This is a genomic window from Tenacibaculum maritimum NCIMB 2154, assembly GCF_900119795.1.
GTDB classification, from domain to species: domain Bacteria; phylum Bacteroidota; class Bacteroidia; order Flavobacteriales; family Flavobacteriaceae; genus Polaribacter; species Polaribacter maritimus.
The window spans coordinates 3,295,529-3,321,771 of record NZ_LT634361.1 but is presented as its reverse complement, the minus strand read 5'-3'; the positions used below and the strand labels follow the sequence as shown (position 1 = coordinate 3,321,771).

The window sequence follows — 26,243 nt, the reverse complement described above, 5'->3', positions numbered from 1 at the left end:
AACTTTTAATATTCAAAATATGAAAAAAATAATATACTTAATAACAGGTGTTTTTCTTTTAGGCTGTGCTAAAAGCATTGATATCGAGTACAATAACCCTGAATTAATTGAAACAGAAAACTTTTTAGTGGGGGTCTGGGATGGTGCTATGGACTGTTTAGCTTGTTGTTCGCGAAAATATCGTTATACGCTAACAATTACCAAGCATGAAAATAGTTTAGTAGAAGGAAGTTTAAAATTATCAGATATGCCAGAACAAGAGCATTACGCTGTATTTAAATTAAAGATGGGTTTTACAGATGGAATTTTAACATTGAAAACAGCTGGTAAGATAGAGGAAACAGATTCAAAGCCTGGTTGTGGTAAATATTGTACTAATAATACATATGTTTTGAATATCTCTGAAGGTAAAAAAAGATTGGATGGATCTTGGTTGAGCTCAAATGGATGCTCTGTAAATAGTAACTCAACGTCAATTAACATTGTAAAACAATAATGATGAATTTAAAATATATAGGAACCGTAATATTAGCGTCGTTTAGCATAGTTGTAAATGCTCAAAAAGAATACTTGCACCAAGGATTGTATACATCTATAGGTTATGAGTTAGGATTTTTATCTACCGCAACGGAAAATACCACGGCGCCATTTACCAATGTGTCTGTAGGGAATAATTTTAATAATACATTCGTGATTTCAGGTACCTATAAAACTCCTGTTAGGGTAGATGTTGAATTGGGATATGGAATTTCATATAATACATTATCAATTGAAGGAAGTACTGTCAGCAATACTTTTAAAGTTGATAATAATAATTTTAATCATTCATTTTTTATTGGAGCAGGGTACGTGGTTCCAATAAAAAAAGATTTGGATCTAACAATAGGGTTAGGGTCGGCAATTTCTCTTGTTAAAGAAATAAATTTAAGCAAGGAAGAAGGAGACACCACAGATAAAATTGTAGTAACACACCGTGCAACTAATATTGGAAATGTATATATAGTTCCTAAAATGAGTTTGACGAAATTTTTAAGAAATAAGAATGCAATAACTATAGGAGTAAAATATTACCACTCAGCTAATGAGTCTTTACTAGAAGGAGTGGTTCAAAATGTAAGTAACAATGTTACTTTAAAGCAAATGGAATTTAGTAGTCAAAATAATCAAGTGGCCATATTTTTAAATTATAGTTTTAATTTGAGTAAAATTTTATTTTGATTTTATCCACAATAGTTTGGGCTAGCTTTTCTTTGCTTTCGATAGTCCAACCAGCTACATGTGGAGAAAAAATCACTTTTTCTGAGTCCACTAAATATTGAAAGGCATTTGGCATTTTAGTGTTGGTGAATAAATTTTCAAATGATTTCTTCTCATACTCTAAAACATCTAGCCCAGCGCCTAATATTTTCCCTGATTTAATAGCAGAAACTAAGTCAGTAGTTACAACAGATTTTCCTCTAGCGGTATTTAATAACCAGAAAGGCTTTGCAAACTGACTGATAAACGCTTCATTAACCATATTTATGGTTAATGAAGTTTGTGGAGTATGTAAGCTGAGGATGTCTGATCTTTTTTGCAATTCACTTAAAGAAACTTGAGCGCAGTTTTCATCTCCAATATTTTGTTTTATATCATAACAAATAACGTTTACATCAAAGCCTTGTAGTTTTTTAGCAAAGGCTTTTCCCATATTTCCATAGCCGATTAAGCCAACTGTTTTTCCGTCAAGTTCAATACCGCGATTAGCTTCTCGAAACCATTTGCCTTCACGAACCTCTCTATCTGCTTTATTTAGTTTGTTAAATAAAGAAAGTAACATGGCCAAAGTGTGTTCTCCAACGGCATTTCTATTTCCTTCAGGAGCTGAAATTAACTCAATATTTTTTTTAGTAGCATATTCACAATCTATATTTTCTAGTCCAGCACCAACGCGTCCAATAAATTTGAGATTGCTGGCTTTATCTAAAAAAGAACGATCAATAGTAAACCTGCTTCGTATGATAAGTCCATCATATAAATGTATTTTTGATTCAATCTCTTTTTTAGAAGAAGTATAGTCTTCATGATTAACAGCTCCTAATTCAATAAGTTGATCTAATAATAAAGGATGGTTGGTATCAAGGTGTAGTATTTTCATTTAATATTGCTCTTTTTCATTAGGAAAATCTTTACTCTTAACATCTGAAATATAGTTTTTAAAAGCTTCTGTCATTTCCGTGTATAAGTCTAAGTATCTGCGTAAAAAGCGAGGATTAAATTCGTGTGTCATTCCCAGCATATCATGAGTAACTAAAACCTGACCATCAACACCACCTCCAGCTCCAATTCCAATTACAGGAATAGTTAAACTTTCAGCTACTTTTTGAGCTAGTTTAGCAGGAACCTTTTCTAAAACTAATGCAAAGCACCCTAATTGTTCTAATAGCTTAGCGTCTTCTAATAATTTTGAAGCTTCTTCTTCTTCCTTTGCTCTTACTGTATAGGTGCCAAATTTGTATATAGATTGGGGGGTCAAACCTAAATGTCCCATTACAGGAATTCCAGCAGTTAATATTCTAGAAATTGATTCTGAAATTTCACTTCCTCCTTCTAATTTTACGGCATGTCCTCCAGATTCCTTCATGATTCTAATAGCCGAATCTAATGCATTTCTAGAATTTCCTTGATAGCTTCCGAAAGGCAAGTCAACGACTACTAAAGAGCGGTCAATAGCGCGAATTACCGAACTAGCATGGTAAATCATTTGATCTAATGTAATAGGTAGCGTAGTTTCATGTCCTGCCATAACATTTGATGCAGAATCACCTACTAGAATTACATCTATTCCAGCACCATCCACAATTTTAGCCATGGTATAATCATAAGCGGTAAGCATTGAAATTTTTTCTTTATGGGCTTTCATCTCTATAAGAGATTTAACAGTAACTCTTTTATACTGTTTTTTTGCTGTTGACATTTTATTAGTTTTAAAGTGTGGTAAAAATAGAAAATATTATATATGATTCGGTTATTTATAGAAGAAACGACTTCGTTAATTACCTGTTAATGTTTTTTTAAATAGTTTTTTAGCTGTTTTTTTTGAGTAAATTTAGCCACTAAACTGAACTTATTATGTATAAAATTGTCTTATTCCTTGTTGTTTTAGTATTGACTACTGTGCTTTTATTATTTTAAATAAATCAAGGAATTGGTGTATTCATATAATTGAGCTATTAGCAGTAAATCATAGTGTAAAATAAAAAAAACAATAAATAACCATTCTTTTTATTGATATTGAAATAAGAAAAATAAATAATAATAAATATTGTCTTTTGCTTAAAAAAGAGATCTTTAGGAAAAATTATAAACATAATTTATAAAAGAGTGAAATGAAATCTATTGAAACTCTGTTATAAATAAAAATACTATATCTTTGACTCTGTGATGAACTTAACTGATAAAAAAAATCTATTAAATCCAGGAACATGGGTTGATACCTATGCTGATTACTTATTCAATTACGCTATAGCGCGTGTTAATAATAGTGATATTGCTAAGGATTTGGTTCAAGAAACTTTTTTTGCAGGACTAAAATCTGCTAAAAATTTCGAGGGGAAATCAACTGAAAGAACTTGGCTAGTTTCTATTTTAAAAAGAAAGGTTATTGATTATTACCGAAAAATAAACTCTAAAAAAGGTCAAGCTGAAGTTAGAATGAATTTTTATGATGATGGAGATAATGAAGGGAGTTGGATTGAAGAAAGGGTTCCACAATCGTGGGGTAATGAAGTGGAAAAGACAATAGAAAGTAAGGAGCTGAAAGATCAAATAGATAGATGTATCGATTATTTACCTGAAAAATATGCAATGGTTTTTAGGATGAAAACAATACAAGAATTTGAAACAGAAGAAATTTGTAAGGAGTTAGATATAACGCCGTCAAATCTATGGGTGATTATTCATAGAGCAAGAACTCAGCTAAGAAAATGTATGGAAGAGAATTGGTTTAATAAGTAAAACGATGTTTAAAATGTTTAAAGTTAGTTGTGATGAGGCTACTACCATTTGTGATAAGAGTCAATATAATGAAGCTACATTACTAGAAAAAATAAAATTGAATTGGCATTTGTTAATGTGTAGGGTGTGTAGTAAATATGTTATACAAAATCGTACAATGACAGGTTTGTTTAAAATGAAGGCATCTGATTGTAAGAGTCATAAACACTGCTTAAGTTCAGATGACAAAGATTTACTAAAAGAAAAATTAAAAAAAGTAACATTGAAATAATCGTTTTTTTGGTTTCGTAAAAACCAATTTTTGATTTTTTGTTAGATTGAAACGGAATTTATTGTAGTGATAAGTTCCGTTTTTTTATACCTTTGAAGTAAAATTTAATACATGCATTTTCTTCCTGAAAAAATAGATGACTACGTTATAAAACACTCTCAAAGAGAACCTGAAATACTTAAAGAATTAACAAAAGAAACTTGGCAAAAGGTATTGAATCCACGTATGTTAAGTGGGGCTTTTCAAGGAAGGGTTTTAGCTATGATTTCTAAATTAATTCAGCCCAGAACTATTTTAGAGATTGGAACTTATACAGGATATTCAGCTCTTTGTTTGTGTGAGGGGTTGTTGCCAGAAGGGGTTCTTCATACCATTGATAAAAATGAAGAGCTAGAAACATTGCAGCAAAAATATTTCCAAAAATCTGAATATTCCCATCAAATCAACCAATATGTAGGGGATGCAATGAGTATTATTCCAACGATTGAAGGGAAGTTCGATCTTGTTTTTATTGATGCTGATAAGAGAAATTATGTGAATTATTTTCATCAGATAATTGAGAGGATGAATACGGGAGGGATTATTTTATCTGATAATGTTTTATGGAGCGGTAAAGTGGTAGAAACGCTGAATCCGAAAGATATAGATACCAAAGTTCTATTGGCATATAATGAGTTGTTAAATACAGATGCAAGAGTAGAAACGGTTTTGTTACCTATTAGAGATGGCTTAACGGTTTCTAGGGTAAAATAAAGTTTAGGTTCAAGTATTTTTTTAAGTAAGCAGTTTGTCGAGTACTTCTTTTTCAAATAGAATTTGATTAGTTTCTTAATATACTTAGCAAGTAAAAATAAAGGTTACTTGTGTAGAAGAGTGAGCTTTTCTTATTGTAAGGCAAAAATAGCTACGTAATTTTATTAACTGAAATAGGTGTTTTGTCAATAATAAAATTAAGTTTTTACTTGATTTAAAATCCATTTTTTAGAAACAATCCACCCGATATTGGCTATAAGAAAACCTAAAAAAAGACCACTAAGAATATCTGATAGGAAATGAACTCCTAGATATAGCCTACTATAGGCAAATAAAAGAGGAAATAGGAAAAGTACCCAGCTAAATTTTATTTTTTCTTTCAAGATTTTAAATACCAAAAAAGAAAAGGTAAAGGAAAAAGCAGCGTGACCAGAAACGAAACTGAAGTTTTCAGCATTCTTTATAAACCGCAGCGAGTGTTTTATTTCATGATTGTTTATAGGTCTAAGTCTAGCAACATTTTGTTTGATTAACTCTACTAAAATAAGCGTAACAACACAGGTCAAGATTGTATTTAAGATAAGTAAGGTACCCCTTTTGATTCCGAAAAACTTAAAAAATAGTAAGGTCGTTAACATAAATAACCAATACCAATGCGTAGGTTCTGTTATAAAAATCCAAAAAGCATCCCATTTTTTTGCACCAAGAGAGTTAAGGAAAATGATGATGCGATAGTCATATTGTATAAGTTCTTCTAACAAAAGCCTTGTTTTTAGAGCAGCTTAAAAGCTGCGTTTTATAGGCCCCGTAAAATCATCAATGTCATTTTTAACTTTTTCAATTTCTTTATTGACATCTTTTACAATGTCGGTATCAAGCCCCTGATTTTTTGCACTGTCGTTTATTTCCCTCTTAATATCATTGGTAGCATCTTTTATTTGGCGCATTCCTTTTCCTAAACCTCTAGCTATTTCAGGAATTTTATCTGCACCAAATAGCATTACCACAATTAGTAGAATGATAAAAATTTCTGGACCTCCAATAAATAAAAAAAATGTATTCATAATTATAGCAAAGATAAAGATTTTAATGCTGAACTCATTTAAACTTTTTTATGTTTAAGTGAAAATTAGAAATTTTAAGTACTCTTGAAGCTTTTTTAAGCTGTATGGCAACTATCAAAGGAAAGGCAATATGATAATGAAAAACTTGGTGTTCCGAGAATGTTTTTACAAGAAGAGTTTATTTGATAAACCCTTTTAGTAAAAGAATTAATGGAGTTAGTTCTTTCGGAGGATGTTCTTCGTCAAAGGGAAGAGCGTTGTATGTGATATCATTTATGGTGATGGAAATAGTAGCTTGTAGAGCACGATCAGAAAACCGTTTTTTGGATGTCGTTGTAAATTCCTTTATCTTTTTTAAATCGATACTGTTTATGATTTTTTGAATTTTTTTTAAGTCTTTATTTCTTAAGTTGTAAGAAAGCTCTTTTTTATCTTCTTTATAGAAGAAAATATTTCTTTTGACTTGCAGCTCTTTTGAATAGCCTCTGGTACTTGCATGATAGAAGATTTGTGGTATATTCTTAAAAGCTTGCTTTTGAGAAAAGCTATTTACCGTAGCTAAAAATAGTGTTCCGATGATAAAAAAATTGTAGGTATTCATGTTGTGATTTTTTGATTTCCAAGTTGTAAAAAAGGTTTTACGGAATTTATAGATTTTAATATATTTGTAATTCATTAATATATAAAATAAATACTATGGAAAACAACATTGAGAATAGTAAGGTATTACTAAGCGCATCTACTGATGCTGAAAGAGTAGCGTTTTATAAGAAAACCTATACGCATGTAGCAGGTGGAGTCTTATTATTTGTGATTTTTGAATACTTATTACTTCAAAGTACAGCAATTGTAGAATTTGCGCTTTCTATGACTCAGGGATTTAAGTGGTTATTGCTACTAGGAGGGTTTATGTTAGTAACGAATTATGCAGAAAGTACTATGTTGAAAACACAAGATAAAAGCAAGCAGTATGCGGCTTATGGAGTTTATATTTTAGCAGAAGCATTTATTTTTATCCCTTTGATTTATATAGCAATGTTATATACGGGTAGCGCTGATTTACTTCAACAAGCAGCGATCGTAACATTGGCATTGTTTGCTGGGATATCTTCAATTGTTTTTATTACTAAGAAAGATTTTTCTTTTTTGAAATCAGCTTTAACGGTAGGTTTTTTTATAGCCATAGGGCTCATTATTGCAGGAACACTATTTGGATTTAGTTTAGGGCTTTGGTTTTCGGTAGGAATGTGCATTCTAGCGGGAGGATCAATTTTATATCAAACTTCTAATTTAGTAAATAAGTACAGTACTAATGATTATATTCCTGCGGCTCTTGGTTTATTTGCTTCATTAATGTTACTTTTTTGGTATGTATTACAGTTGTTTTTGTCAAGAGATTAAAATAAAAAAGTAAAAGCGCCTTAATTAAGGCGCTTTTACTTTTTATACCAACTAGTTTTAATAAATTTACAGAGGAAAGAAGTTGAATTGCCTGTGCTATAAAGTTATTATTCGCTCATTGCATTCCAACCTTGTGCTTTTAAAGGAATCTCTTGATTAGCACGTGTTACTAAATTCATGCCTTGGGTTTCTGCAGTAATATGACCGATAATAGATAAATTAGGGTTCCCTTTTATTTTATCAAAGTCATTTATAGATACAGTAAATAATAATTCATAATCTTCCCCTCCACTTAAAGCAATCATAGTACTATCAAGATCGAATTCTTCGCAAGTAGAAATTACTTGTGGATCTAAAGGGATTTTATCTTCATAAATTTTACATCCCACTTTACTTTGTTGGCAGATATGCATAATTTCAGAAGATAAACCGTCAGAAATATCAATCATAGAGGTAGGTTTTACTGCTAAGCTCTTTAGTAGTTCAGCAACATCTTTTCTAGCTTCAGGTTTTAGTTGTCTTTCAATAAGGTAGGTGTATTGATCTAAGTCTGGTTGGTTTTGAGGATTTACTTTAAAAACTTGTTTTTCACGTTCTAATACTTGTAAACCCAAATAAGCAGCACCTAAATCGCCAGTCGTAACAATTAAATCTGTTTCTTTAGCTCCATTTCTATAAGTAACGTCTTCTTGATTAGCAGTTCCAATTGCGGTAATAGAAATTAATAATCCAGTAGTAGAGGAAGTAGTATCTCCTCCTACTAAATCAACATTATAAGTAGTACAAGCTAACTGAATACCAGCATAAAGTTCTTCCAGAGCTTCTAATGAAAACCGATTAGAAACTGCAATAGAAACTGTAATTTGCTCGGCAGTTCCGTTCATAGCATATATATCGGATAAATTCACCATAACAGCTTTGTATCCTAGATGCTTTAAAGGAACATAACTCAAGTCAAAATGTACTCCTTCCACGAGTAAATCGGTTGAGATTAAGGTTTGTTTGTCTGTTTGTTTTAACACAGCAGCATCATCACCAACAGCTCGTAATGTCGAATCGTTTTTAGGGGTGAAATATTTTGTTAAGTGGTTAATTAAGCCAAACTCTCCCAGTTTAGCTAATGAAGTTCTTTCTTGATTTTTGTCTTCTAACATGGTGCAAAGATAGTTAGTAATCAAAAAAAACTATTATAATATAACCCTAATTCATATAAAAACTGATAAAAATCATATTTTGTCATTATCTTTGCAAAAGATTTAGATTTAATCTATATAAAATTATGATAAAAGTTTCAGACACAGCAAAAAAGAAAGTCATAGAATTAATGGCTGATGATGGTTTTGATATTGCAACAGACTTTGTACGTGTGGGAGTAAAAAGCGGAGGATGCTCTGGCTTGTCATACGATTTAACTTTTGATAAAACGACGCAAGAAAACGATAAGGTTTTTGAAGAAAACGACGTGAGGATTGTAGTAGATAAAAAAAGTTTTTTATACTTGGTAGGAACAACATTAGAATACTCTGGAGGATTGAACGGTAAAGGATTTGTTTTTAACAACCCAAATGCAAATAGGACATGTGGTTGTGGAGAAAGTTTTTCACTATAAAAATAAGTTGTAATACTCTTTTAAGAGCAATAGAATGAGTATTTTACTTAGTTTTTATATCTTTCCGAAAATTTTAGTAGATAGAATTAAAGATTTTAATTTCTCAATCTTTAAATAATTAAGATGAATAAGTACACTGAAGACGATTTAAGAGAAGAGTTAAAAACCAAAGAGTACGAATATGGTTTTTATACAGACATAGAGAGTGAAACCTTTGCAAAAGGGTTGAATGAAGATGTGGTTCGTGCTATTTCTAAAAAGAAAAATGAACCAGAATGGATGACGGAATGGCGTTTAGAAGCGTTTAGGGTTTGGGAAAAAATGGAAGAGCCAGATTGGGCTAATGTAAACTACAAGAAACCAGATTTTCAGGAAATAGCATATTATTCTGCGCCAAAAGAAAAACCAAAGTTAAATAGTTTGGATGAAGTTGATCCAGAATTATTGGATACGTTCAAACGATTAGGGATTTCTCTAGACGAGCAAAAAAGATTGGCCAATGTGGCGGTTGATATTGTAATGGATTCTGTTTCTGTAGCAACAACATTTAAAGAAACATTGAGTGAAAAAGGAATTATATTTATGCCTATTTCAGAAGCTATTCAGGAGCACCCAGAATTGGTAAGAAAGTATTTAGGTACCATAGTACCAACAACTGATAATTTTTATGCAGCCTTAAATTCAGCAGTTTTTTCTGATGGCTCTTTCTGTTATATTCCTAAAGGTGTTCGTTGTCCAATGGAATTATCAACATATTTCCGAATCAATGAAGGTGGAACAGGACAATTTGAGAGAACTTTAGTAGTAGCAGACAAGGGAAGTTATGTATCATACCTAGAAGGTTGTACAGCACCAAGTAGAGATGAAAATCAGTTGCATGCAGCTGTTGTTGAGTTAATTGCACTAGATGATGCAGAAATAAAATATTCTACAGTTCAAAATTGGTATCCAGGAAATGCAGAAGGAGAAGGTGGAGTTTATAATTTTGTGACAAAGAGAGGTTTGTGTGAAACCAACGCTAAGATTTCATGGACGCAAGTTGAAACAGGTTCAGCGGTAACTTGGAAATACCCTAGCTGTGTGCTGAAAGGAAATAATTCTGTAGGAGAGTTTTATTCAATAGCAGTAACCAATAACCATCAACAGGCAGATACGGGTACTAAAATGATTCACTTAGGGAAAAACACTAAATCTACGATTATTTCTAAAGGAATTTCAGCGGGGAAATCGCAGAATAGTTACCGTGGGTTAGTGCAAATAAATTCAAGAGCAGAAAATGCACGTAACTTTTCTCAATGTGATAGTTTATTAATGGGAAATGAATGTGGAGCACATACATTTCCATATATAGAAACTAAAAATAAATCGGCTCAGATAGAACACGAGGCAACAACGAGTAAAATTGGAGAAGACCAATTGTTTTATTGTAATCAGAGAGGAATTGATACAGAAAAAGCAATCGCTTTAATTGTAAATGGATTTAGTAAAGAAGTACTAAATAAATTACCGATGGAATTTGCTGTAGAAGCACAAAAGTTATTAGAAATTAGTTTAGAAGGAAGTGTAGGTTAAGATTTATAATTTTGACCGTGTTAATTAGTAGTAAGCGTCATATCGTTTTACTAGTTATATAAAACCAACAAATACGAATAGTAAGTAATGTTAAAAATAGAAAATTTACACGCTAATATAGAAGAGAAATCTATTTTAAAAGGATTGAATTTAGAGATCAAAGCAGGAGAAGTTCATGCAATCATGGGGCCTAATGGAGCTGGTAAAAGTACTATGGCGTCAGTAATAGCAGGAAAAGAGGAGTATGAGGTGACCAGCGGGTCTATTGAATTAAATGGAGAAGATATTAGCGAGTTGGCTCCTGAAGAAAGAGCACATAATGGTGTGTTTTTATCATTTCAATATCCTGTGGAGATCCCAGGTGTTACGGTAACGAATTTTGTAAAAACGGCAATAAATGAGTCTCGAAAAGCAAAAGGATTGGACGAGATGCCAGCAAAAGATATGTTGAAAATGATTCGTGAGAAATCAGAGCTGCTAGAGATAGATCGTAAATTTTTATCACGCTCTTTAAACGAAGGATTTTCAGGAGGAGAAAAGAAGCGTAATGAAATCTTCCAGATGGCAATGTTAGAACCTAAATTAGCTATTTTAGATGAAACAGATTCAGGGTTAGATATTGATGCTTTGCGCATTGTTGCAAATGGTGTAAATAAGCTAAAATCTAAAGACAACGCTGTAATTGTAATCACACATTACCAACGTTTATTAGATTATATTGTACCTGATTTTGTACATGTTTTGTATGATGGGAAAATAGTAAAATCTGGAGATGCTTCTTTAGCTTTAGAGTTAGAAGCAAAAGGATATGACTGGATTAAAGAAGAAGTAAACTCATAAAAGGGTCTATACAGTAAAACTGGTAGCACTAGAAGATTACCAAAGACAAGACAGAAGGAAAGAATGGAATTAAAAGAAAAAATAGTATCCTCATATGTAGCTTTTGAAAATGGGATTGACATCAATTCTGATGTACACGATATTCGCACCATAGCTTTACAAAATTTTGAAAAGCTTGGTTTCCCTACAAAAAAACTAGAAGCTTGGAAATATACATCATTAAATGCTGTTTTAAATGAAGATTATAGCTTCTTCCCAAACAAAGAGGTAACGGTTGATTTAGCAGATGTAAAAAAATATTTTATTCATGATATTGATACATATAAAATTGTTTTTATAGATGGTAAATACAGCTCTTTTTTATCAGATACAACTCATGATGGTAAGGACATTTGCTTAATGTCTTCGGCATTGTCCAAGTCAAAATATAAAGCAATTATTGAAAAATACTTTAATAAAGTAGCTAAGCAAGATAATTTAACTTCTTTGAACACAGCATTTGTAAGTGAAGGAGCTTATATTTATATTCCTAGAAATGTTGAAGTAGAAAAACCTATCCAAATAATTAATTTTACAACAGGATCTGAGGAAGCTATCATGACCCAGCCACGTAATTTAATTGTAGTGGAGGAAAATGCGCATGTTCAAATTATAGAGCGTCATCAGAGCTTGACAGAAAATGTAGTGCTCACTAATGTAGTTACAGAGGTATTTGCTGCTAAAAATGCAACAGTTGATTATTATAAGATTCAAAATGATCATATTAAAGCATCCTTAGTTGATAATACGTATATAGAACAGCAATCAAATAGTGTTGTTTCTGTTCATACATTTTCTTTTGGAGGAAACATTACCAGAAATAATTTGAATTTCTACCAAAAAGGCGAACGTATTGATTCTATCTTAAAAGGAATTACCATCCTAGAAGGGAAACAACATGTAGATCATCATACGTTAGTACACCATATTGAACCTAATTGCGAAAGCCATCAAGATTATAAAGGGATTTATGGAGAGCGTTCTACAGGGGTTTTTAATGGCAAAGTAATTGTAGAAAAGGAAGCTCAAAAAACCAATGCATATCAGCAGAATAATAATGTGTTGATTAGTGACAAGTCAACGATTAACGCGAAGCCTCAGTTAGAAATTTTTGCCGATGACGTAAAATGTTCTCACGGGTGTACGATTGGTCAGCTAGATGACCAGGCTTTGTTCTATATGCAACAAAGAGGAATTCCGAAAAAGGAGGCGGAAGCTTTGTTAATGTACGCTTTTGCAAACACCGTTTTGGAAAGTGTAAAAATACCGGAAGTAAAACAACGTATCAATAAACTGATAGCAAATAAACTTGGAGTTAATATTGGTTTTGATTTATAAATAAACATTAATATTTCTACATATACACACAAAAAAAACATACAATTTTGTATGTTTTTTTTGTGTGTATATGTTTTTAAAATATTTATTTGTAGTTCTTAACTGTTTCATTTTTAGTGTTTTTAAGCCAGAATAATAAAGTATAATTCTTTTTTATATCTATTAAATAACAAATAGCTGTAAATTATTTGTGTTGATTGTAATGTATTTACAAACCTTACGTCCAATTAAAAAATTAACAAAAGCTAACTTAAAATTATGAAAAAAACACTTACTTTATTCTCATTACTCTTTATAGCAGTAAATATACAAGCACAAACAGATGTATTTAATGCCCTTTTAAAGACTTATGTAGATGCAAAAGGCAATGTAGATTATAAAGGGCTACGTAAAAATAGAGCTTTATTAGATCTCTATTTAGGTCATTTAGAAAAGACAGTTCCAGGAAGAAAATGGTCTTCTAATAAAGCAAAAGCATTTTGGATTAATGCTTACAACGCATATTCAATTAAAATAATATTGGATAGTTATCCTTTAAAAACGGTAACAGCAATAAAGAGAAAAGGAAAAAATGCATGGAAAATACCTTTTGCTATAATTGGTAAAAAAACGTATTCACTAGATTATATCGAACATAAAATTTTAAGAAGATGGCATGATGACCCTAGAATCCATGTGGCCATAAATGCAGCATCTGTATCAGGACCTAGATTTGTAAATTTTGCTTTTACGGCGAAAAATATTGAGGGTGAACTAGAAAAATTAATGAGTGAGTTTATTAATGACCCAGCAAAAAATAAAATAACGCTAGAAAAAATAGAAGTATCTAAGGTTTTTGAATGGTATCAAGAAGATTTTGCCTCGCAAAATTCTTTGGTTGACTATATAAATAAATATTCCAAAACGAAGGTGAATGACAATGCAACAGTTACTTATTTGGAATATGACTGGAACTTAAACGGAAAATAAGATTACTCTTTTAATTATTGCAATCTGAAAAGTGGCTCTATATTTTTTTAGAGCTGCTTTTTTATGTTATAAAAGCAGGATAAAAGGTTTATTTGAAGTGACAAAAAAAGCTTGGATTTTTATCCAAGCTTTTACTATAATTAGTAGCCATGAAATCTTACATTTCTAAGGCTCTTTTAGGATCATTATTCATTAGCAGCTCTACTGGGTTTTCTAGTGCCTCTTTAACAGCTACTAAGAATCCAACAGACTCGCGTCCATCAATAATTCTATGGTCGTAAGATAAAGCAACATACATAATTGGTTGAATTACAACTTCTCCATTTACCGCCATTGGGCGATTTACAATATTATGCATTCCTAAAATACCACTTTGTGGAGGGTTGATAATTGGTGTAGATAACATAGAACCAAATACGCCACCGTTGGTAATGGTAAATGTTCCTCCTGTCATTTCATCAACTGTAATTTGACCATCACGAGCACGTAGAGCTAAACGTTTTACTTCGCTTTCAACACCTCTGAAAGATAAGTTTTCTGCATTTCTAATAACAGGAACCATTAACCCTTTAGGTCCAGAAACTGCTATTGAAATATCTTGAAAATCATGACTAATTTTGTAATCACCATCAATCATAGAATTTACATCAGGATACATTTTTAAGGCTCTTACAACAGCTAACGTAAAGAAAGACATAAATCCTAAACCAACCCCATGTTTTGCTTTGAAATCTTCTTTAAACTCTTGACGTAAATCGAATATAGGTTGCATATTCACTTCGTTGAAGGTGGTTAGCATCGCTGTTTCATTTTTAACAGAAACTAAGCGTTGTGCAACTTTTCTACGAAGCATTGATAATTTTTTTCGCTCAGAGCTACGAGAACCATTTGCTGGTTGAGAACCCATAGACGGTATCGCTTTGACAGCATCATCTTTAGTTACTCTACCGTCTTTACCAGTACCTTTTACCTCAGAGGGGGTAATTCCTTTTTCAGCGAGTACTTTTTTGGCAGCAGGAGAAGCAGTTCCTGTTGCGTAAGTAGGTGCTTTTATTTCAGCAACCTTAGGAGCTTCAACTTTAGGAGCTTCGATAACTTTGTTTGCGGTAGCAGTACCCTCTGGTTTTGCAGCGTCCATATCAATTAAACAAACAACGGCTCCTACTGCTACTGCATCGCCTTCTTCTGCTTTTAAAGTGATTATTCCACTTTCTTCCGCAGGTAATTCTAATGTAGCTTTATCAGAATCTACTTCTGCAATTGGCTGATCTTTTTCAACATAATCACCATCTTCAACTAACCAAGTTGCTATTTCTACTTCTGTAATTGATTCCCCCGGAGAAGGAACTTTCATTTCTAAAATCATCAGTACTAAATTTTATTTTCTCTGAATTTCTTTTGTATTTTATTTGTCAAACACTGTATCGATTACTCTTTGGTGTCTTTTTTTGAATCTTGCACTAGAACCAGCAGCAGGTACCGCATGATATGCTCTGGATGCAACTTCTAATTTTATTTTAGGGAAGCGTTCTAGCATATAGCTCCATGCTCCCATATTTTTAGGTTCCTCTTGCGCCCAAACAAATCTTTCTGCGTTTGGATATCCAGTTAAGACTTTTTCTAATTGAGCTTCATGCAAAGGAAACAATTGCTCTATTCTAACAAGGGCAATATCTTCTCTATTTAATTTTTCACGCTCAGCTAGTAAATCATAATAGAATTTCCCCATGCAAAATACTACTTTTTTAACATTTAATTTATCAACAGTAGTATCATCAATAACCTCTTGGAATGATCCGTTAGCTAAATCCTCAATAGTATTAACAGCTTTAGGATGACGTAATAAACTCTTCGGTGTAAATACGATTAGAGGTTTTCTGAAATCGCGTTTCATTTGACGGCGTAGCAAATGGTAGATATTTGCCGGTGTCGTACAATTTGCAACGGTCATATTATCTACGGCACATAATTGTAGGTAACGTTCTATTCTTGCGGAAGAGTGTTCTGATCCTTGCCCTTCATAACCATGAGGTAGTAAGATAACAATTCCATTTTGTAATTTCCATTTATCTTCTGCAGCAGAAATATACTGGTCGAACATAATTTGTGCTCCATTAGAAAAATCTCCAAATTGAGCTTCCCAAATAGTTAAGCTATTAGGATAGGCCATCGCATACCCATAGTCAAACCCCAAAACGCCATATTCTGATAAGTGAGAGTTAAAAATGGTCATTTTTCCCTTATTATTAGGGTTGGTATTTAATAAATTAATACGTTCTTCTGAGTTTTCGTCACGTAATATAGCGTGTCTATGAGAAAAAGTACCACGTTCAACATCTTGTCCTGATATACGAACATTATACCCTTCTTCTAATAAAGAACCATAAGCCAAGGTTTCTGCCATCCCCCAATCAAGAGAATTGTTTTCAAAAACCATTGTTGAACGACCTTTTAAAATTCGCTCAGCTTTTCGCACAAATTTTACATTTTCAGGAACAGAAGAAACTACACTTGCAATTCCTTTTAGTTTTTCTGTAGAATAAGTTGTATTTATAGGAGAAAGCATAGCCTCTTTACCTTTTCGGGTAAAGCCTTGCCAAGTACTTTCCATGAATTCCCTTACTTTAGAAGTAGCGTCATTTTTTGATTTTTCAAATTCAGCTTCTAGCATAGACTTAAACTCTTGTGTAATTTGAGTAAGGTAAGTCTTATCAATGGTGCCTTCTGATAGCAATTGAGTAGCGTAAATATCTTTTAGATTTTTATGCTTCGAAATTGCTTTGTATAAATTGGGTTGTGTAAAACGAGGTTCGTCTCCCTCATTATGCCCATACTTTCTATAACCAAGTAAATCTATAAAAACATCACGTTTAAATTTCATTCTAAACTCAATGGCCATTTCCATGGCATGGCACACAGCCTCTACGTCATCAGCATTTACATGTAATACAGGAGATAGTGTTACTTTAGCTACATCAGTACAGTAAGTGCTAGATCGAGCATCTAAATAGTTAGTAGTAAACCCTACTTGATTGTTTACTACAATATGTACAGTTCCTCCTGTTTTATAGCCATTTAACTGAGCCATTTGAGTAACTTCATAAACAATTCCTTGCCCCGCAATTGCAGCATCACCATGAACTAGTATCGGTAATATTTTAGAATCGTCTCCTTCATATTTTTTATCTACTTTCGCACGAGCAATCCCTTCGGCCACTGCATCAACAGTTTCTAAATGAGAAGGATTAGGTACTAAATTCATTTTGATGGTTTGCCCATCCTTATAAGTCTTACTTAGTGTTAGCCCCAAATGATATTTTACATCACCATCTAAATTTTCGTCTTCAAAATCTTTTCCTTCGAATTCGTTAAATAATTCACGAACAGGTTTCTTAAAAATATTAACGAGCGTATTTAAACGGCCACGATGAGCCATTCCTAAAACGCATTCTTTTACGCCATACTTTTCAGCAGCATCACGTAACAAAACACTAATTCCAGGAATTAAAGCTTCTCCTCCTTCTAAAGAAAAACGTTTTTGCCCTACATATTTTGTTTGTAAAAAACTTTCAAAACCAACGGCTTGATTTACCTTTTGTAGAATATATTTTTTAGCATCTGTGCTGTAGTTAGGGTGATTATCATTTTTATTCAATCGATTTTGCCACCATTTTAGCTCTTCAGGGTTGCGTAAATACATATACTCAACACCTATAGAGTCACAATAGATAGATTCTAGATGATTGATTATTTCAGCCAAAGGCTTAGGGCCTAAACCTAATATCTCGCCAGCATTAAAAATAGTGGCTAGATCGCTTTTAGATAAACCAAAGTTTTCAATATCTAAAGTGGGTGTGTATTTTCTACGATCTCTTACAGGGTTTGTTTTAGTAAACAAATGTCCACGAGTTCTATAGCCATTAATCAAATCGATTACTAAAAATTCTTTACGAACTTCTTCTGGTATTTCTGATATTATCTCTTCATCTGTAAAAGAGTAATTTTCATTGGCTAAATCATAGCCTTGAAAAAAACTTCTCCAACTTGGTTCTACAGCATCAGGATTCTGTAAATATTTGTCATATAAGTCAGCTATAAAGCCTGTATGTGCTGCGTTTAAGAACGAAAACTTGTCCATATAAAATTTAATACTTTGTGTATAAGCGTGTAATTCCGACAAAAATACAATTTTTAGTAAAAGGACATTCTTTTTTAGGTGTTAATTTAATTTTAGTCATTATAAACAGATGTTTTAGGGCAGTGTATTTTCTAATATTTTTAATAACTGAAAAAAAAAGATGATTTTTTTCAAAAAAAAATTGTGGAATCAAAAATGAGTTGTATATTTGCACTCGCAAAACGAGATTTCTCGATGTAAACTCCTCCTTAGCTCAGTTGGTTAGAGCATCTGACTGTTAATCAGAGGGTCCTTGGTTCGAGTCCAAGAGGGGGAGCAAAAGTCTTAACTTAATTAGTTAAGACTTTTTTTTTGATTTTTTTTAAATAGTTGAAAAAGGGTGTTTAGAAATGGGAGAGATTACGAATATTAGAGCACCATTAAATTGCATCCTCTTATATCAGAATTATCGAAACGCCCAATGATTTCAAAATGTCCATCGCTGTGGTTTTTTCCTAAATCTTGTGTAGCAATAAAGGAGCAAGAATTGTAGTTGGCTAAGTCAATGACATTCATGCCTCCTGATCTTTCAGATGTTAGAATGGTTAGAGGGTCATCGGTATGCCTTGTAAGTATTTTCATCCAAGGAGGACAGGTAAAAATCCCATTTCCATTTGAATAAGCTTGGCTTAGTAGTTCTGTCATACCATACTCTGAGTGAATTTTTTGAACGCCAAATCCTTTCGAAAGAATTTCATGAAGCTCATTTCGAATGAGTTCTTTTCTTCGCCCTTTCATTCCTCCTGTTTCCATTACAATGGTGTTTTTTAAATCAAATTGATGATTTTCAATCAGGTCTAATAAAGCAAAAGAAACACCTATTAAAAGTGTTTTTTGTCCATTTTGATCTAGGTTTTTTAATTTTTTAGCTAGTTCCCCTAGATTATTTAAATAAAATCCACTTTCAGGATGCTTTGAACGATTTATTAAATCGTTGGTCATGTGTACTAAAGAAGAGCCTTTTCTTTCTAAGTAATTTGGAAGTAAAGCGAGTATGGCATATTCTTCAATATTTCCATAAAAGTATTCGAAACCTTTTAAATAGCTGGTTGTGTACCATGATAAATCTGTAATTAAGTGCTTGCTAATATTCTTTCCTGTAGTTCCAGAACTGGTAAAGGTTGCTTGGATTTCTTCTTGAGATGAAATTACTTTTTTAGTTTTAAAAAATTGAATAGGTAAAAAAGGTATTTCTTCTATTTTTTTTACATCACTAGGGTGGATGTATAATAGGTCACAAAAAGAGCGATATACCTTATTGTTTGTAAACTGATGTTTAAAGATCTCTAAAGCAGCTTGTGTAAATTGGCTATTATTTTTTATGTTGAAAATTTTATTTTGCATAAGTGCAGGCAAAAATAAAGCTATTTCACGCAACCTTTTAACTTTTTTTCATCTTATAAATATAGTATCGTTTAAATTTATAAAAATGAAGAATGTAAAAGAGGTCGTCAATGCAAATTTAGAGCCAGTTATTTTAGTTTTTTTAGTTTCAGCAGGAAGTCTTTCTTCTAATACTGTAAACATGGTGTCTTATACAAGAAAAAATGCTTTTGCAGTTGGAGTAACAGGACCTAGGAAAGGAGAGGTGAATGAAGAGTGTATTTTTAATGTAAAATTTGAGTTAGCTGATAATGAAAGTCTTTTTAGTAAGTTTGTAGAAGAAGGATCTAATAAGTTAAGAACCATTGAGGTAGAGGTTAAATATTCAGATATTAATAGAAATACAGCTACTAAAATGAGGATTGAAGAGTATCGTTTTAAAGTAAAGGAAAGAGGTGATTATGAGTTGAAATTTAAAAAGTCAGCTACAGAATATATTACGAAAAGAATAACTATCATATAAAACTTATGATTATTTAATATAATTACATGATCTTTGTAGTCTTGTTTTTTTGAAAAAAATGTCCCACATTAATTGTTAATTTTTTTTATGATAATAAAGCTACTACCCCTTCTTTGTACGCGTATTGGAATAATGATTACTTCAAATAGTTGCTCCCTAATAAAATTTAGAAAGCATAGAATAACTTTGAAAATAAATAGTTAGATGTTGTCTTTATTTTATCCTATAGTTTTAAACTATAAAGAGCAATTCACTCTTAGCGAGAAAGAATTAATAGAACGATGCTGTAAACAAGATTTGAGAGCTCAGTCAGAGTTGTATCAGCTTTTTGCAGATAAATTATTTCATGTTTGTTTAAAGTATTCAAAGAATTATGAAGATGCAGAAGATACTTTACAAGATAGTTTTTTATCGATTTTTAGTAAGATACATCAGTATAAAAAGAAAGGATCTTTTGAGGGGTGGATGAAACGAGTTGTTATAAATACAGCCTTGCAGAAATATAGAAGCAAAGCAATGTTGAATACTGTTCCTGAAGAAAATATAGAGGAAGGAACAGGTGAAATAAATTTTGAAAAAGAAAATATAAGTGTTGATTACCTGCTGTCACTTATTCAAGAATTGCCAGATAGGTATAGGTTGGTTTTTAATTTATATGTATTAGATCGTTTTTCGCATAAGGAGATTGCTGCAATGTTAAAAATTTCAGAAGGAACATCAAAGTCAAATCTTTCTAGGGCACGATGTTTTTTGAAGCAAAAAATAGAAGCTAATCAGCACATAGAAAAATAAGTTTAAATGGAGGAGAATAATATAGACAAGTTATTTCAGGAAAAGTTACAAAACTTAGCGGTTTCTCCAAGACCAGAAGTGTGGAGTAATATTGAGCGAAAGTTAGAAAAAAAGAAACGTGTCCCAATCCCTATTTGGTGGTTTTTGGGAGGGGTTGCAGCAATATTAGTTGTAGGAATGGTTCTATATCCTTTGTATTTTAGTGATATAGAAATAATTTCTTTAGGAGAAGGTGAGGTGGATATTGTAACTACAGAGCAAATAAAGAGTAAGGTTGAGAATAAGTTTATCTTAAAAGATGAAGAGGAAATAATAGTGAGGAAAGAAGGAGGTAAGGATTTGCAGAAGGAAGAGATTGAAGCTTTTTCAGAAGGTGTTAAGGAAGATAACCTGAAGGAAGCTATTGTTTATAATGAAATAGAAAGTGTTGAAAAACGCGTAAATATATCTAAAAAGAGTAAAGCCAAACACAAGCCTATTTTTGAAACCAATGCAACATCAACAGAACAAGAACTTGTGCAAGCAGTAATTGTGAAAGAAGATATCGGTGATAAAATAAAAAAGTTTGTTGATGAATCTTTTTCAGGAGTGGAGAAGATTAAAGAAGTAATATCAGATGTTGATACAGAGAAAGATAGCGTTTTAGATGTTCAGGAAAAGCAGGATTTTATAGAAGCTATAGCAAAAAAAGATAGTATTTCTATTGAAAAAGCAAATGTGAAGAAATGGTCGTTGGCACCTGTCATAGCAGCAGTAAAGTCAAATTCCTTTTCTGGATTTTCTTTGATGGGACGAGAATTTAGAGATAAAGAAACAAAGGGAAATAGTACATTTTCTTATGGTGTCAAGGTAGCCTATCAATTAGGAAAAAGGTGGTCGATTCAGTCAGGAGTCCATTTGCAAGATATGAGTTATACAACGAATGAGGTAACGTTGATTTCAGAGAATGATAATGGACCAGATGGGCTGGCTTCTTCACCAGAGGCTTTTTTAAATATTTTAATAGAAAATGCTACAGTTGTTTCTAGCCATATAGGATTACCTGAAAACGCTATTATAGATCATGAAGCTCAACTAGATCAAATTGTGAAGTATATAGAAATCCCTGTTGAAATAAAGTACACCTTGTTTAGGGGTGAAAAAATTAGCACAAGTTTTATTACAGGGTTTAGTTCTTTAATTTTAGATAAAAGTAGTGCAGAGGTTAAAACAATTCTTTTTACTAAAGAAATAAAGAGGCCTACAAATTTGAATGTAATCAATTTTAGTGGAAACTTAGGGTTAGATTTTAATTATTCTTTTAATGAAAACTGGATTTTAAACGTGAATCCAATGTTTAAGGCACAAATAAATGCTTTTTCAGGAAGTTCGAGGGGGTTTAAACCTTATACTTTAGGTGTCTCTACGGGCTTTATATATAATTTTTAGGAAACAAAGGAGTATTGATGAAGAAAATAATAGCGATATTTTTTGTAATAGTTGGTATGATGTCTTCGTGTACGAAAGATGAAGCTTCCATGTATAAACATAGAATTTTACCAGTTAAAGAAATAAAAGCTCCCAAGGAGTTTGAATTTGGTAGGGTAGCAACGATTACAATAACATATGAGCTTCCTAATACCTGTTCCTATTTTCGTAGCTTGTATTATGAATATAAGGGAACTACGAGGGTTATAGCGGTTAATGTGGTGGAGGACTTAGAAACAGCATGTACTCAAAAAGTTATTAAGAATGAGTTTAAGTTTCCAGTAAGAGCAGTTCAGAGAAATGATTATCTTTTTAAATTTTGGAAAGGAAAAGATAAGGAGGGGAAAGATGTTTTTAAGGAAGTAGTGATCCCTGTCAAATAAATGTTGTTTTCTTGCTGAGAGGGAACGTTAAGGATGAAAGTTTAAAATTAAACAAAAGCTTGATTATTGTTTAATTTAAATATTGTGATTTTATTCGTAGCTTTGGTTTTCGAATTGAAACAAATAAATTTTAAAGCAAAATGGCAGATTTTGGAATCAAAGAAGCTTTAGTAAAATTAGGCTTAAAAGAGATAAACGAGGGGACTTCTACGGGCTCTGTGAATTTTTCAAATGGAGAGCTTATTGAAAGCTATTCTCCTGTAGATGGAAAATTAATAGGTAAAGTAAAAGCAACTACAAGAGAAGATTACGAAAAGGTAATGGATACCGCTACCGAGGCATTTAAGTTTTTTAGAAATATGCCAGCTCCGCAAAGGGGAGAGATTGTCCGTCAATTTGGTAATAAGCTAAGAGATTTAAAAGAACCATTAGGAAAGTTAGTTTCTTATGAAATGGGGAAGTCTTTACAAGAAGGTTATGGAGAGGTTCAGGAAATGATTGATATCTGCGATTTTGCTGTTGGGTTGTCAAGACAATTAAATGGTCAAACAATTCCTTCGGAACGTCCTGGGCATGTTATGAGAGAACAATGGCACCCTATAGGGGTTGTTGGTATTATCTCAGCGTTTAATTTTCCAGTAGCTGTTTGGGCTTGGAATACGGCTTTGGCATGGATTTGTGGTGATGTTTGTGTTTGGAAAGCTTCTGAAAAAACACCATTATGTTCTATTGCTTGTCAAAATATTATAGCTGGAATTTTAAAAGAAAATAACTTGCCAGAAGGAATTTCTTGTATTATAAATGGTGATTATAAAGTAGGAGAGTTTATGACAATGGATACTAGAATTCCTTTAGTATCGGCAACTGGATCTACAAGAATGGGAAGAATAGTAGGAGCTACTGTTGCTCAGCGTTTTGGGAAATCATTGTTGGAGTTAGGAGGAAATAATGCTATTATAATTACTCCTTCTGCTGATTTAAAGATGGTGGTTCCTGGTGCTGTATTTGGAGCTGTTGGTACTTGTGGACAACGTTGTACTTCTACAAGAAGATTAATTATTCATGAGTCAGTATATGATAAGGTAAGAGATGCAATTGTGGGAGCTTATGACCAATTAACAATAGGTACACCACTAGATGAAAAAAACCATATAGGACCTCTAATTGATAAAGATGCAGTAAATATGTATTTATCAGCAATAGAAAAAGCAAAATCTGAAGGAGGAAAAGTATTGGTTGAAGGAGGTGTTTTAGAAGGAGAAGGTTTTGAAAGTGGTTGTTATGTTAAGCCAGCAATTATTGAAGCGGAAAACCATTTTGAAATTGTTCAACATGAAACTTTTGCTCCAATATTATATTTAATGAAATATACAGGAGAGGTAGAAAATGCTATCGAGAAACAAAATGGAGTGGCGCAAGGATTGTCTTCGGCAATAATGACTAGTCAAATGAAAGAAGCAGAAAAGTTTTTGTCATATGCAGGATCTGATTGTGGAATAGCAAACGTGAATATTGGTACTTCTGGAGCTGAAATAGGTGGCGCTTTTGGAGGAGAAAAAGAAACAGGAGGTGGTCGTGAATCAGGTTCTGATGCATGGAAAGTATATATGAGAAGGCAAACGAATACAATTAATTACTCAGATGAATTGCCGTTAGCACAGGGAATTAAATTTGATTTATAAGAAAGAGTTTATTTTTTTATGATATAAAAGGATGTCGTCTAAAAAGTAATTTTAGGCGATTTTCTTTTTTGAGTCTATTTAAAAATGGTTTGAAAAAATTTAATAAAGCACTTTGCTTGCATTTGAATTCTTTCATGTAGTATTGAATCTTAACAAAAAAAGTAAATAAGATAAAATTTCTATTTTTTTATTTGAAAAAAGATAGAAATTTTACTTTTGTTGAAAATAAAAAGTATTGAAAAAACGTATTTCTATAACAGCAATAGCATCTATTTCAGCATTAGGAAGTAATCAATCTGATATTTGGGAAAATTATCAGCAAAAGGAACACTATCTTTCCATAAAAAAATTTGACGAATTTGAAGCTTGGGTAGCGCAGCTTGCAAAAGAGGATTTGCAAAAAATAGAGGAACTTAGGAACTCAGATAATAAATATAAAAATTTAGATGCTACTGTTTTATATGCTTTATCGGTTGCAAGGAAAGCAATAGTAGATGCTGCTTGGAAACCTTCTGATAATTTTGGAATCAATATAGGATCTTCAAGAGGGGCTACTTTTCTGTTTGAGAAATACCATAAAGAGTATTTAGAAACGAATAAAGTGGCTACTTTAAGTTCTCCTACAACAACATTAGGGAATATATCTTCATGGATAGCGCATGATCTACAAACAGCGGGACCAGATATTTCTCACTCAATAACTTGCTCCACAGGATTACACTCTGTGTTAAATGGAATTGCTTGGTTGCAAGCAGGATTGTCAGATAAGTTTTTAGTAGGAGCAAGTGAAGCAGCTTTAACTAGTTTTACCGTAGCACAAATGCAAGCCTTGAAAGTATATGCAAAGCAATTCCCTCTAAAGGAACAGGAGGTCGTGTACCCTTGCAGGGCTTTCGATTTAAACAAAGAAAAAAATACGATGGTTTTAGGAGAAGGGGCCGCTGTTATTTGTTTGGAAAAAGGAGTACAAAAAAATGCAATTGCGTTTATTGAGGGAATAGGGTATGCAACAGAAATGCTAAAACATAATATATCAATATCGGCAGAAGCGGTTTGTTTTCAGAAATCTATGAAAATGGCATTGAAGGAAACAGCAATAGAAGAGGTTGACGTGATTGTCATGCATGCTCCAGGAACCATAAAAGGAGATCTGTCAGAAATGAAAGCAATAGAGAAGGTATTTAAGAATCAAGTTCCTTTTTTAACAACCAATAAATGGAAGTTAGGGCATACATTTGCTACTTCCGGAATCTTAAGTATGGAGTTGGCAATATTAATGCTAAAAGAACAGCAAGTGGTAGCGGTACCCTTTGCAGAAAAACAAATTGTTCCACAGAAAGTTAGAAAGGTTTTAGTAAATGCGGTAGGTTTTGGAGGTAATGCTGTTTCTGTTTTATTGACAAAATAAAATTGTTAATTTCAATCAAATTATATACTTTTATAAGCTCATTAAAAATAATTGCTTTATGATAGACTATTTTTCAGATCTAGCACCTTTTCAGAAGGTGTATTGGATTATTACAGGTATTTCAACATTGATTTTTGTAGGCATTCTAATAAGTACTTTTCTAGGAATAGAAGAGGATGAGGTAGGAGGTGTTGATGCAGAGATAGAGGGAGATATGGGAATAGGATTTCAGTTTTTTACCTTAAAAAACATGATTGCATTCTTCGCTATTTTTGGATGGAGTGGAATCGCTAGTATAGATGCAGGAAATACGAAGGTGGTAACGGTTTTAATCTCGGTTTTTTGTGGGCTCGTAATGATGTTTATTATGGCAATGCTGTTTTACTATATAAGTAAGCTAGCTTCAAGTGGTACGTTAAAAATGCAAAATGCATTAAATGCAATTGGAGAAGTTTATCTAACTGTTGGAGCAAACAGGTCTAGTATCGGAAAGGTGCAAATAAAAGTGCAAGGAGCATTGAGAGAATTGGAAGCTTTGACGGATGATAATGAAGATTTAAAGCAAGGAAAAGTAATAAGAGTTACTGAAGTAACAAACAATGGAATATTAATTATAAAACCCGAAAAATAAAAATT

The 26,243-nt window shown here is 32.4% G+C and carries 27 protein-coding genes and 1 tRNA gene; 19 read left to right on the top strand and 9 right to left on the bottom strand.

Going from position 1 to position 26,243, the window contains the following annotated elements:
* Positions 1-19 precede the first annotated feature (19 nt).
* The gene (locus MARIT_RS14885) at positions 20-496 is read left to right on the top strand and encodes a hypothetical protein (RefSeq protein ID WP_100211922.1); all 477 of its coding nucleotides are present in this window, start codon (positions 20-22) and stop codon (positions 494-496) included.
* Positions 496-1,218 (top strand): hypothetical protein, encoded by a 723-nt coding sequence (locus MARIT_RS14880; protein WP_100211921.1) that lies wholly within the window; start codon positions 496-498, stop codon positions 1,216-1,218. The genes MARIT_RS14885 and MARIT_RS14880 overlap by 1 nt, the downstream gene beginning before the upstream one ends.
* Here MARIT_RS14880 and MARIT_RS14875 read toward each other — a convergent pair.
* Positions 1,193-2,137 carry a 2-hydroxyacid dehydrogenase gene (locus tag MARIT_RS14875; RefSeq protein WP_100211920.1) on the bottom strand — a complete coding sequence of 315 codons (945 nt, stop codon included), beginning with the start codon at positions 2,135-2,137 and terminating at the stop codon, positions 1,193-1,195. The genes MARIT_RS14880 and MARIT_RS14875 overlap by 26 nt on opposite strands.
* Positions 2,138-2,956: a 3-methyl-2-oxobutanoate hydroxymethyltransferase gene (panB, locus tag MARIT_RS14870; protein ID WP_024741066.1), complete on the bottom strand. Its 819-nt coding sequence runs from the start codon at positions 2,954-2,956 to the stop codon at positions 2,138-2,140.
* Positions 2,957-3,423: 467 nt separating this feature from the next.
* On the opposite strand from panB, the gene MARIT_RS14865 reads away from it, so the two are divergent.
* The 3 genes from MARIT_RS14865 to MARIT_RS14855 all read left to right on the top strand — a co-directional run bounded on the left by MARIT_RS14865 (position 3,424) and on the right by MARIT_RS14855 (position 5,020).
* Positions 3,424-3,996 carry a sigma-70 family RNA polymerase sigma factor gene (locus tag MARIT_RS14865; RefSeq protein WP_024741065.1) on the top strand — a complete coding sequence of 191 codons (573 nt, stop codon included), beginning with the start codon at positions 3,424-3,426 and terminating at the stop codon, positions 3,994-3,996.
* 13 nt (positions 3,997-4,009) lie between these two features.
* Entirely contained in the window at positions 4,010-4,267 is a 258-nt protein-coding gene (locus MARIT_RS14860) for a hypothetical protein (protein WP_231975167.1), read from the top strand.
* Between the two features lie 111 nt (positions 4,268-4,378).
* A complete protein-coding gene (locus MARIT_RS14855) occupies positions 4,379-5,020 on the top strand; it encodes an O-methyltransferase (RefSeq protein WP_024741063.1) in 642 nt (213 codons plus the stop codon).
* 197 nt (positions 5,021-5,217) lie between these two features.
* Here MARIT_RS14855 and MARIT_RS14850 read toward each other — a convergent pair whose 3' ends face one another.
* The 3 genes from MARIT_RS14850 to MARIT_RS14840 form a co-directional block, all read right to left on the bottom strand.
* Positions 5,218-5,781, bottom strand: coding sequence for a phosphatase PAP2 family protein (locus MARIT_RS14850; RefSeq protein WP_024741062.1), 564 nt, complete (start codon positions 5,779-5,781; stop codon positions 5,218-5,220).
* A gap of 21 nt (positions 5,782-5,802) precedes the next feature.
* Entirely contained in the window at positions 5,803-6,084 is a 282-nt protein-coding gene (locus tag MARIT_RS14845; protein WP_024741061.1) for a Sec-independent protein translocase subunit TatA/TatB, read from the bottom strand.
* A 178-nt stretch (positions 6,085-6,262) separates the two neighbouring features.
* Positions 6,263-6,685 carry a hypothetical protein gene (locus MARIT_RS14840; RefSeq protein ID WP_136438909.1) on the bottom strand — a complete coding sequence of 141 codons (423 nt, stop codon included), beginning with the start codon at positions 6,683-6,685 and terminating at the stop codon, positions 6,263-6,265.
* A gap of 95 nt (positions 6,686-6,780) precedes the next feature.
* Between MARIT_RS14840 and MARIT_RS14835 the strand changes: the two genes are divergently transcribed.
* The gene (locus MARIT_RS14835) at positions 6,781-7,485 is read left to right on the top strand and encodes a Bax inhibitor-1/YccA family protein (RefSeq protein ID WP_024741059.1); all 705 of its coding nucleotides are present in this window, start codon (positions 6,781-6,783) and stop codon (positions 7,483-7,485) included.
* Between the two features lie 107 nt (positions 7,486-7,592).
* Here the strand turns inward: MARIT_RS14835 and thiL are convergent, their stop codons facing one another.
* Positions 7,593-8,639, bottom strand: coding sequence for a thiamine-phosphate kinase (gene thiL / locus MARIT_RS14830; RefSeq protein WP_100211918.1), 1,047 nt, complete (start codon positions 8,637-8,639; stop codon positions 7,593-7,595).
* A 125-nt stretch (positions 8,640-8,764) separates the two neighbouring features.
* On the opposite strand from thiL, the gene MARIT_RS14825 reads away from it, so the two are divergent.
* From MARIT_RS14825 to MARIT_RS14805, 5 genes are all read left to right on the top strand, one after another.
* Entirely contained in the window at positions 8,765-9,094 is a 330-nt protein-coding gene (locus MARIT_RS14825) for a HesB/IscA family protein (RefSeq protein ID WP_024741057.1), read from the top strand.
* A 123-nt stretch (positions 9,095-9,217) separates the two neighbouring features.
* Complete coding sequence (sufB, locus tag MARIT_RS14820; RefSeq protein WP_024741056.1) at positions 9,218-10,666, top strand: Fe-S cluster assembly protein SufB; 1,449 nt, start codon at positions 9,218-9,220, stop codon at positions 10,664-10,666.
* An 87-nt stretch (positions 10,667-10,753) separates the two neighbouring features.
* Positions 10,754-11,506: a Fe-S cluster assembly ATPase SufC gene (gene sufC / locus MARIT_RS14815; protein WP_024741055.1), complete on the top strand. Its 753-nt coding sequence runs from the start codon at positions 10,754-10,756 to the stop codon at positions 11,504-11,506.
* A 63-nt stretch (positions 11,507-11,569) separates the two neighbouring features.
* On the top strand, positions 11,570-12,883 hold the full coding sequence (gene sufD, locus MARIT_RS14810; protein ID WP_024741054.1) for a Fe-S cluster assembly protein SufD: 1,314 nt from the start codon (positions 11,570-11,572) through the stop codon (positions 12,881-12,883).
* Between the two features lie 258 nt (positions 12,884-13,141).
* On the top strand, positions 13,142-13,852 hold the full coding sequence (locus MARIT_RS14805) for a DUF547 domain-containing protein (RefSeq protein ID WP_024741053.1): 711 nt from the start codon (positions 13,142-13,144) through the stop codon (positions 13,850-13,852).
* Between the two features lie 157 nt (positions 13,853-14,009).
* On the opposite strand, the gene odhB is transcribed toward MARIT_RS14805, so the two are convergent.
* Together odhB and MARIT_RS14795 are read right to left on the bottom strand one after the other, a co-directional pair.
* Positions 14,010-15,218, bottom strand: a complete 1,209-nt coding sequence (odhB, locus tag MARIT_RS14800; RefSeq protein ID WP_024741052.1) for a 2-oxoglutarate dehydrogenase complex dihydrolipoyllysine-residue succinyltransferase — start codon at positions 15,216-15,218, stop codon at positions 14,010-14,012.
* A gap of 39 nt (positions 15,219-15,257) precedes the next feature.
* Positions 15,258-17,990, bottom strand: a complete 2,733-nt coding sequence (locus tag MARIT_RS14795) for a 2-oxoglutarate dehydrogenase E1 component (protein ID WP_100211917.1) — start codon at positions 17,988-17,990, stop codon at positions 15,258-15,260.
* Between the two features lie 242 nt (positions 17,991-18,232).
* On the opposite strand from MARIT_RS14795, the gene MARIT_RS14790 reads away from it, so the two are divergent.
* Positions 18,233-18,306 (top strand) — tRNA-Asn (locus tag MARIT_RS14790).
* A gap of 92 nt (positions 18,307-18,398) precedes the next feature.
* On the opposite strand, the gene MARIT_RS14785 is transcribed toward MARIT_RS14790, so the two are convergent.
* Positions 18,399-19,373 (bottom strand): LuxE/PaaK family acyltransferase, encoded by a 975-nt coding sequence (locus tag MARIT_RS14785; RefSeq protein ID WP_100211916.1) that lies wholly within the window; start codon positions 19,371-19,373, stop codon positions 18,399-18,401.
* Positions 19,374-19,458: 85 nt separating this feature from the next.
* On the opposite strand from MARIT_RS14785, the gene MARIT_RS14780 reads away from it, so the two are divergent.
* The 7 genes from MARIT_RS14780 to MARIT_RS14750 all read left to right on the top strand — a co-directional run bounded on the left by MARIT_RS14780 (position 19,459) and on the right by MARIT_RS14750 (position 26,238).
* Positions 19,459-19,875: a hypothetical protein gene (locus MARIT_RS14780; protein WP_136438907.1), complete on the top strand. Its 417-nt coding sequence runs from the start codon at positions 19,459-19,461 to the stop codon at positions 19,873-19,875.
* A gap of 204 nt (positions 19,876-20,079) precedes the next feature.
* Positions 20,080-20,667: an RNA polymerase sigma factor gene (locus MARIT_RS14775; protein ID WP_100211914.1), complete on the top strand. Its 588-nt coding sequence runs from the start codon at positions 20,080-20,082 to the stop codon at positions 20,665-20,667.
* Positions 20,668-20,673: 6 nt separating this feature from the next.
* Positions 20,674-22,095: a hypothetical protein gene (locus tag MARIT_RS14770; protein WP_100211913.1), complete on the top strand. Its 1,422-nt coding sequence runs from the start codon at positions 20,674-20,676 to the stop codon at positions 22,093-22,095.
* A 17-nt stretch (positions 22,096-22,112) separates the two neighbouring features.
* Positions 22,113-22,517, top strand: a complete 405-nt coding sequence (locus MARIT_RS14765; protein WP_100211912.1) for a hypothetical protein — start codon at positions 22,113-22,115, stop codon at positions 22,515-22,517.
* A gap of 140 nt (positions 22,518-22,657) precedes the next feature.
* Positions 22,658-24,199 carry an L-piperidine-6-carboxylate dehydrogenase gene (amaB, locus tag MARIT_RS14760; RefSeq protein ID WP_024741045.1) on the top strand — a complete coding sequence of 514 codons (1,542 nt, stop codon included), beginning with the start codon at positions 22,658-22,660 and terminating at the stop codon, positions 24,197-24,199.
* A gap of 235 nt (positions 24,200-24,434) precedes the next feature.
* Complete coding sequence (locus MARIT_RS14755) at positions 24,435-25,607, top strand: beta-ketoacyl synthase N-terminal-like domain-containing protein (RefSeq protein ID WP_024741044.1); 1,173 nt, start codon at positions 24,435-24,437, stop codon at positions 25,605-25,607.
* Positions 25,608-25,665: 58 nt separating this feature from the next.
* The gene (locus MARIT_RS14750) at positions 25,666-26,238 is read left to right on the top strand and encodes a hypothetical protein (protein WP_100211911.1); all 573 of its coding nucleotides are present in this window, start codon (positions 25,666-25,668) and stop codon (positions 26,236-26,238) included.
* Positions 26,239-26,243 lie beyond the last annotated feature (5 nt).